Origin of the sequence: Flavobacterium sp., from assembly GCF_013822155.1 — a bacterium.
Lineage (GTDB): Bacteria > Bacteroidota > Bacteroidia > Flavobacteriales > Flavobacteriaceae > Flavobacterium.
Genome location: NZ_PNJW01000096.1, coordinates 1 through 5,370, shown reverse-complemented (window position 1 = coordinate 5,370; position 5,370 = coordinate 1). Strand labels below are relative to the sequence as shown.

The following is a 5,370-nucleotide window of genomic DNA, read 5'->3' as shown; positions in this document are numbered from 1 at the left end:
ACAAGTATTCCGATTGAAAGATAATAAACGAATCGTTTTGAAAATATATCAGATTGTTTTAAAGCTTCTATTTGCATTAAACGGGCATTTTCCAAATCACGGAACTCATTTTCCAATTCTTTGAACATGATTTCCCTTAATTGCATTTCAAACTTAAGCTTTTCAGCTTTATCTGGTAAAAACTTATCCAATATTTCAACTATTGGGTTGCTACCAAAAATGCCATTTATAAATTTAAGAACTTTGTCCATGATTAATTAATTTGAAACGGTATATTAAATTCCTCTAATTGAGTATTTTGAAATATTCTTTGAATTTTAAAGCCATTTTTATGTGCATTTTTATAACGTTTCAAAGAAATAGGAATTTTAGAACCGTTAGGTGAAAAATAAAAAGTTTTATATTTTTGTTTAGAATAAGGAGAGCCAATAACCTCCAGCCTAAATCTATATGTTTTATATGTGCTCATCTTTTTTTGAATGATGTTTTTTATCTTTTCTAATTGTAAACAAATAAAATTCATTTGCAGTTTTGAAAATGTAAAAAACAAAGGTTAATAATAAAATAGCTGATAAAATCAACTCATTAAAAAATTTTGCGTATTCAAGAAGAAAAGCAGTTGAAGTGACTAATGCTGGAGATATAAAAGCTGATAGATGATTTTTCATGATTAAGAAAATAAGGCAATTGCTAAAACCGCCTTACCAACATTAGCTAAAGCGGAAGTTTCTTTTAATTGTGATACTCCGATACCAGACATAAACAATTCCTTTTCAGATTCACGACGAACTACCAAACCAGTTAGTATTTTACCGCCTGATTTTGTCCATTTTTCAAACTCATTTGATGCTCCTAAGAAATCGTTAGAATTGACTAATTTTAACAAAGTAGATTTATTAAAATTTCCATTTCCAACGTTGTAAGAAAAAGAAACTAAAGCATCAAAAATGTTTTGCGTTATTGGGACTTTTACGTTTTTATCTATATTATTTTCAAAATATACTAAATCTTTAATAAGAATTTCTAAAGCTTTAGATTCTGAAATAATTTGACCGACAAAAACATCATTACCAGTGTGACCATAACCGATAGTAAGTTTTCCAATAACTTGAGAAGATGATGCAATTACTTTTGAAGGTTGTAAATCATCATAAGCACGTAATCGTAAACCTTCGTGCGTTTTAAGGATGTTTATCCCGTTTATTGATGTTTTCATTTAAAAAGGTTTTTAAAATTGAACCAGCGAAAGAAGTTTCTTTTTTTGGTTCAGACTTGACAAATAAAGTTGTTATTGCATATATCAAAATAAAAGGAGAAGTTAAAACAATGGAGATAAATAAAACTACCAAAAGTAAAAACAACAAAATGGAAATCAAAAATTTAAACATAAGATAAAGGATTTACAAGAACACCATTTTTTCTTAAAGTGTAATGCAAATGTGCTCCAGTACTTTTGCCAGTATTTCCAACTAATGCAACAATTTGACCTTGAAGAACACGTTCACCAATTTTAAAAAAATCATTTTTTTTAAGGTGAGCATAACCCGTTGTAAAACCAGTATCATGTTTGATGATTAACTGTTTTCCTCCAGTTGTATTTTCATAAATGGAATTTACAACTCCATCAGAAATAGAAGGTATTTCAGTACCTTCAGGAGCAGAAATATCAATTCCGTTATGAAAGGAAGTAACCCCAGTAATCGGATGAACCCGATTACCATACTTTGAGGTTATTTTCCCTAAAATTGGTAATTTCATAATCGTTTTTTTTAAAAGAAAAAATACGACCAGAAAAACCAAGAACCAGACGTATTTTTTCATAAAATTAATAATTAAAATTTAATTTAGCAGTATTTTGAATTGTACCAAGCAAATCAATTTCCGGCATTGTAAATAATGGTTTTGGTTTTGGGGAAGGAAAATTTGCAATCGGAGTAGGTTTTGGCATAGGTGTATTTTCAACGGTAGGCACTTTTGGAGGAACTCCAGAATTAAGAACAACAACTGGTGTTGTATCATAATTATTAATAGTAGGAGAAAGAACACCATGATCTGAAAGAACCCCATCGATTTGTAAATCACCACCCTCAACAGAACCAGTTTTCACAGTTTTTTTCTTAGAAGAAAAAAAGAAAAAAAGAAGGAGTAAAAAAGGAAGATATTTCATAACTAAAAGAAATTTGGAAAATTTGTTTTTAATGTTTTAATATTTGAAGTACTGGTAATTTCGTGTACAAGCCATTGTGTAAGGTTGTAATCATCACCCCAAAACGTACCAGAACCAGAAAAAACAGTATCATAAGACTTCATACCAAAAGCTTTAAAAATTAAGACATAATCAGCTTCATTTAAACCAGCCAATTCAGCCATAACTTTAGATTCAGAGGTTATAAAGGTTGAACCCATTTCATCCCATAAACGGGATGCAATACCTTTAGCTTTTGCCATATTTATAGAAGGCATACCGAATTGAACGGTTGAACCATCAGGATTTACGGTGATTAAATCACCTAAATCAACCTCCTTTTTTCTACCAGAAAAAAAGAGGAAGATTACCAAACCAATAATACCATAAAAAAGTAAAGGCATAATTTTAGAATTTACCAGCTATTTCAGCTATTAAAATTGATTTTTTCTTTTCGTTATCATCAAATGTAATTTTGTTGTCAATACAAAGTTTTTTTATATCAGCAATTTTCATTTCAGATAACAAAGCTTTTCTTTTTTGAAAAGAGGAAAGCTTTATTGTTTTAAAATCAGACATAGTTAATATTTGTTTTTTTTGCTTTGGGATTTTGATTTTTTACGCATACCAGCAATTTTGCCTTTATTGTAAATCTTTTTTTCCTTTGCAGTTAACCCCTTTTTTTTACGTTTTTTTGTTTTTGGAGTTAAACCTAATGCTTTTGCCAACGGGTCGTTTTTAAACATATTCATGATGAAAAGTTTTAAAAGGTTAGAAATATTTTTTTAGTCAGCTTGAATTTCATTTTCAATAATTTTATTCAAGTATTCTGGATGTGTGTATTTTGTAGCTAAATATTTTAGATATAAATACAATATAGGAGCAATTAAATAAAATGCGTTAGATTTAAAAATCTTTGCATATAAAGACTGTATTTTTTCAGTTGATTCTGGAACGGCTTTATCATGAAAATTGTGAAGTTCATTAAATGTACGAGACATATCAATTTCATTATCAAAAGCCCATCCGAATTGCTCCATATATATTTTTTGGAAAATTTTTATAAGATTCATATTTTAACGAGATAAGAGTGCGATGATACCAGCAACAACACCAAGTGTTACACCACTTGATTTTTTTTCCTCCGAAGGAGGAGAAGGAACACCAGAGGATGAACCCTCCAGACCAGTACCAGTATTTACGTTAGAAGAACCAGAAGAAATTTCAGTTACAAGATAACGTTCGGATTGATAAAGATAATTAGTACCAGTACCAGCGGAAAAATTATTTCCTTGAGCATAGCCCGGAAAACCTCCAACAACACGCAAATAACCATCAACCATACCTTGTTTTTCCAGTTTATAACCAGACGATGAAATTTGCTCCAGAATTGAATCTTTTCCAGCTTGAAATGCATCTTGTCGTAATTTATGCCCTTTCCGTGTACATGATGCATATTTGGGTTGTTGTCCATTAATTGCGTCAACAATATAACCATTCATAATCTGGCAAAATTTGTTGACATTAGTGGTATTAATTTTTTGATTTAAACCACTATAATTATAAGCAAAAGGTAAATCCAGTTTTATATCTGATGTTGCAGTAGCGGGACTATACGAAGAACCCCAGCAAGATAAATCCATACCATTAGCAAGGACAGAACCAAGAGTATTGGAAAATATATTTGTCACAAAACCAGTTAAAGCAGAAATACCAGTATTTAAAATACCAGTTGCAGTACCAGTGATACCAGCATCAGAATTTTCACCAGTACCAGAAGAACCACCGAGACCATTTAAGGCAGTAAGAGCTAAACCCCACATAAGCATAATTTTTTTAGAAAAAATAGCCAGTTTTGGAAAAACTGGCTATTTAATACAATGAATAATAAAACTAATTTAACAGAAAATACTTTTATTTACAACCACAAGCAGTTGACAAATCAGTACGTTTTATTGTTGCAATGTTTTCAGCATTGTGTTCGTCTGTTTTTTTAATTAACTCGTTCGCAATTTCTGGTGTTGTAATTTTTCTAACAATAAAAATTTCACGACCAGCTTGAGAATCAATTAAATCCAATTCAACAGTTACATTGTTCAAAGGAATGTTTTCCTTTATCAAATCAATTGCAGTTTTTTTATAAGCAGTATCAGGCTCATAAGAATTATTAATTTGGTTATACAATTGTCGTGCAGACAACTCACAATTTAATTTGTCAGAATGAATTTCAACTTCATCGATTTCATAAGATTGTGAAAAGGCTGGAGAAGGGATGTAAACAACCTGAGAAACATTTGAACCAAGTTTCAAAGTATGATTTGATTTATTACTGTCAAGTGTATAACGCTCAATAGATAAATCAAATGCTTTCAAACCGATAGAAGGGATTGTTTCAACAGTTACTGTAACATCTAATAAAGAACCAGTTAAACCTGAATTTTTGACCTCAACATACAAACCTTTTCCATTTTTAAGAACTTTATTTGTCCCAAAATAAAAAGGAAGTAAATATTGAGTTTCACCTTGTATTGATTTTGAAACTAAAGTTGTTCGCTCCATTAACGGACGATTGTTTGAAAATACAATACTGGCAAGAAAATGCATACCAAAATTGTTCGGAGTGATTTGATGAACTTTTGTGTTGTCAAGTGTATCATGAATCATGATTTGTAAACCTTCCAACATATCACGAGTCAAAACAGCATCTGTTTTTACCGTGATTAAAATACCAGAGATAGTTTCATTTTGAAACGTATCAAATTGTCGCTGATTTTTTGGGATAATGATTTTCATTACTAATTATTTTTTGGTTAACATTTCACCGACAGAAGGAATTTTGTCGTCAAGGAATTTTTTTAAATCTGGATAAAAGTACATAACTAATCCAGCACAGACTAACAATGTAAGCCAAGGCAAACGCATTAAAAATTTCATAAATAATTGTTTTTAATTAAAAAAAATGTTTTTTTTGAATGAATCAAAGTTTATTAAATATATTTTATTTATCAAGATATTTTTTGATTTTCACGTGATTAATGATTTATTTGCCTAACTGTATCAAAAGATATTAAAAAAGGATTGTGAAAAATTTTTTTATGATAAAATTCTGTATAGAATTTTTCATAATAAGGTGTATAATCTGTTTTAATATGTGAAAAATCAAAAGTGTGTTTAACAGTTTGCTT

The 5,370-nt window shown here is 29.8% G+C and carries 13 protein-coding genes; all 13 read right to left on the bottom strand.

Going from position 1 to position 5,370, the window contains the following annotated elements; genetic code table 11:
- A partial coding sequence (locus tag C0512_RS14600; protein ID WP_290862862.1) for a hypothetical protein occupies nucleotides 1-251 on the bottom strand: 251 nt, incomplete at its 3' end.
- A gap of 2 nt (nucleotides 252-253) precedes the next feature.
- On the bottom strand, nucleotides 254-469 hold the full coding sequence (locus C0512_RS14595) for a hypothetical protein (protein ID WP_290862860.1): 216 nt from the start codon (nucleotides 467-469) through the stop codon (nucleotides 254-256).
- Entirely contained in the window at nucleotides 456-668 is a 213-nt protein-coding gene (locus tag C0512_RS14590; protein WP_290862858.1) for a hypothetical protein, read from the bottom strand. Before C0512_RS14590 ends, C0512_RS14595 begins: the two co-directional genes overlap by 14 nt.
- Before the next feature lie 2 nt (nucleotides 669-670).
- Nucleotides 671-1,216 carry a lysozyme gene (locus C0512_RS14585; protein WP_290862856.1) on the bottom strand — a complete coding sequence of 182 codons (546 nt, stop codon included), beginning with the start codon at nucleotides 1,214-1,216 and terminating at the stop codon, nucleotides 671-673.
- 164 nt (nucleotides 1,217-1,380) lie between these two features.
- Nucleotides 1,381-1,758, bottom strand: a complete 378-nt coding sequence (locus tag C0512_RS14580; RefSeq protein WP_290862854.1) for a M23 family metallopeptidase — start codon at nucleotides 1,756-1,758, stop codon at nucleotides 1,381-1,383.
- 67 nt (nucleotides 1,759-1,825) lie between these two features.
- The gene (locus C0512_RS14575) at nucleotides 1,826-2,107 is read right to left on the bottom strand and encodes a hypothetical protein (RefSeq protein ID WP_290862852.1); all 282 of its coding nucleotides are present in this window, start codon (nucleotides 2,105-2,107) and stop codon (nucleotides 1,826-1,828) included.
- A 62-nt stretch (nucleotides 2,108-2,169) separates the two neighbouring features.
- Nucleotides 2,170-2,589 (bottom strand): hypothetical protein, encoded by a 420-nt coding sequence (locus C0512_RS14570; RefSeq protein WP_290862850.1) that lies wholly within the window; start codon nucleotides 2,587-2,589, stop codon nucleotides 2,170-2,172.
- Between the two features lie 4 nt (nucleotides 2,590-2,593).
- On the bottom strand, nucleotides 2,594-2,764 hold the full coding sequence (locus C0512_RS14565; RefSeq protein WP_290862848.1) for a hypothetical protein: 171 nt from the start codon (nucleotides 2,762-2,764) through the stop codon (nucleotides 2,594-2,596).
- 2 nt (nucleotides 2,765-2,766) lie between these two features.
- The gene (locus C0512_RS14560; protein ID WP_290862845.1) at nucleotides 2,767-2,937 is read right to left on the bottom strand and encodes a hypothetical protein; all 171 of its coding nucleotides are present in this window, start codon (nucleotides 2,935-2,937) and stop codon (nucleotides 2,767-2,769) included.
- A 33-nt stretch (nucleotides 2,938-2,970) separates the two neighbouring features.
- A complete protein-coding gene (locus tag C0512_RS14555) occupies nucleotides 2,971-3,225 on the bottom strand; it encodes a hypothetical protein (RefSeq protein ID WP_290862843.1) in 255 nt (84 codons plus the stop codon).
- A 36-nt stretch (nucleotides 3,226-3,261) separates the two neighbouring features.
- Nucleotides 3,262-4,008: a hypothetical protein gene (locus tag C0512_RS14550; protein ID WP_290862841.1), complete on the bottom strand. Its 747-nt coding sequence runs from the start codon at nucleotides 4,006-4,008 to the stop codon at nucleotides 3,262-3,264.
- Nucleotides 4,009-4,099: 91 nt separating this feature from the next.
- On the bottom strand, nucleotides 4,100-4,978 hold the full coding sequence (locus C0512_RS14545; protein ID WP_290862840.1) for a hypothetical protein: 879 nt from the start codon (nucleotides 4,976-4,978) through the stop codon (nucleotides 4,100-4,102).
- Nucleotides 4,979-4,984: 6 nt separating this feature from the next.
- Nucleotides 4,985-5,119: a hypothetical protein gene (locus tag C0512_RS14540; protein WP_290862838.1), complete on the bottom strand. Its 135-nt coding sequence runs from the start codon at nucleotides 5,117-5,119 to the stop codon at nucleotides 4,985-4,987.
- Nucleotides 5,120-5,370 lie beyond the last annotated feature (251 nt).

What these genes read in the sequence shown, in the direction of transcription:
- C0512_RS14595 (WP_290862860.1), bottom strand. Translation starts at nt 469, where the DNA reads ATGAGCACATATAAAACATATAGATTTAGGCTGGAGGTTATTGGCTCT.
- C0512_RS14590 (WP_290862858.1), bottom strand. Translation starts at nt 668, where the DNA reads ATGAAAAATCATCTATCAGCTTTTATATCTCCAGCATTAGTCACTTCA.
- C0512_RS14585 (WP_290862856.1), bottom strand. Translation starts at nt 1,216, where the DNA reads ATGAAAACATCAATAAACGGGATAAACATCCTTAAAACGCACGAAGGT.
- C0512_RS14580 (WP_290862854.1), bottom strand. Translation starts at nt 1,758, where the DNA reads ATGAAATTACCAATTTTAGGGAAAATAACCTCAAAGTATGGTAATCGG.
- C0512_RS14570 (WP_290862850.1), bottom strand. Translation starts at nt 2,589, where the DNA reads ATGCCTTTACTTTTTTATGGTATTATTGGTTTGGTAATCTTCCTCTTT.
- C0512_RS14565 (WP_290862848.1), bottom strand. Translation starts at nt 2,764, where the DNA reads ATGTCTGATTTTAAAACAATAAAGCTTTCCTCTTTTCAAAAAAGAAAA.
- C0512_RS14560 (WP_290862845.1), bottom strand. Translation starts at nt 2,937, where the DNA reads ATGAATATGTTTAAAAACGACCCGTTGGCAAAAGCATTAGGTTTAACT.
- C0512_RS14555 (WP_290862843.1), bottom strand. Translation starts at nt 3,225, where the DNA reads ATGGAGCAATTCGGATGGGCTTTTGATAATGAAATTGATATGTCTCGT.
- C0512_RS14550 (WP_290862841.1), bottom strand. Translation starts at nt 4,008, where the DNA reads ATGTGGGGTTTAGCTCTTACTGCCTTAAATGGTCTCGGTGGTTCTTCT.
- C0512_RS14545 (WP_290862840.1), bottom strand. Translation starts at nt 4,978, where the DNA reads ATGAAAATCATTATCCCAAAAAATCAGCGACAATTTGATACGTTTCAA.
- C0512_RS14540 (WP_290862838.1), bottom strand. Translation starts at nt 5,119, where the DNA reads ATGAAATTTTTAATGCGTTTGCCTTGGCTTACATTGTTAGTCTGTGCT.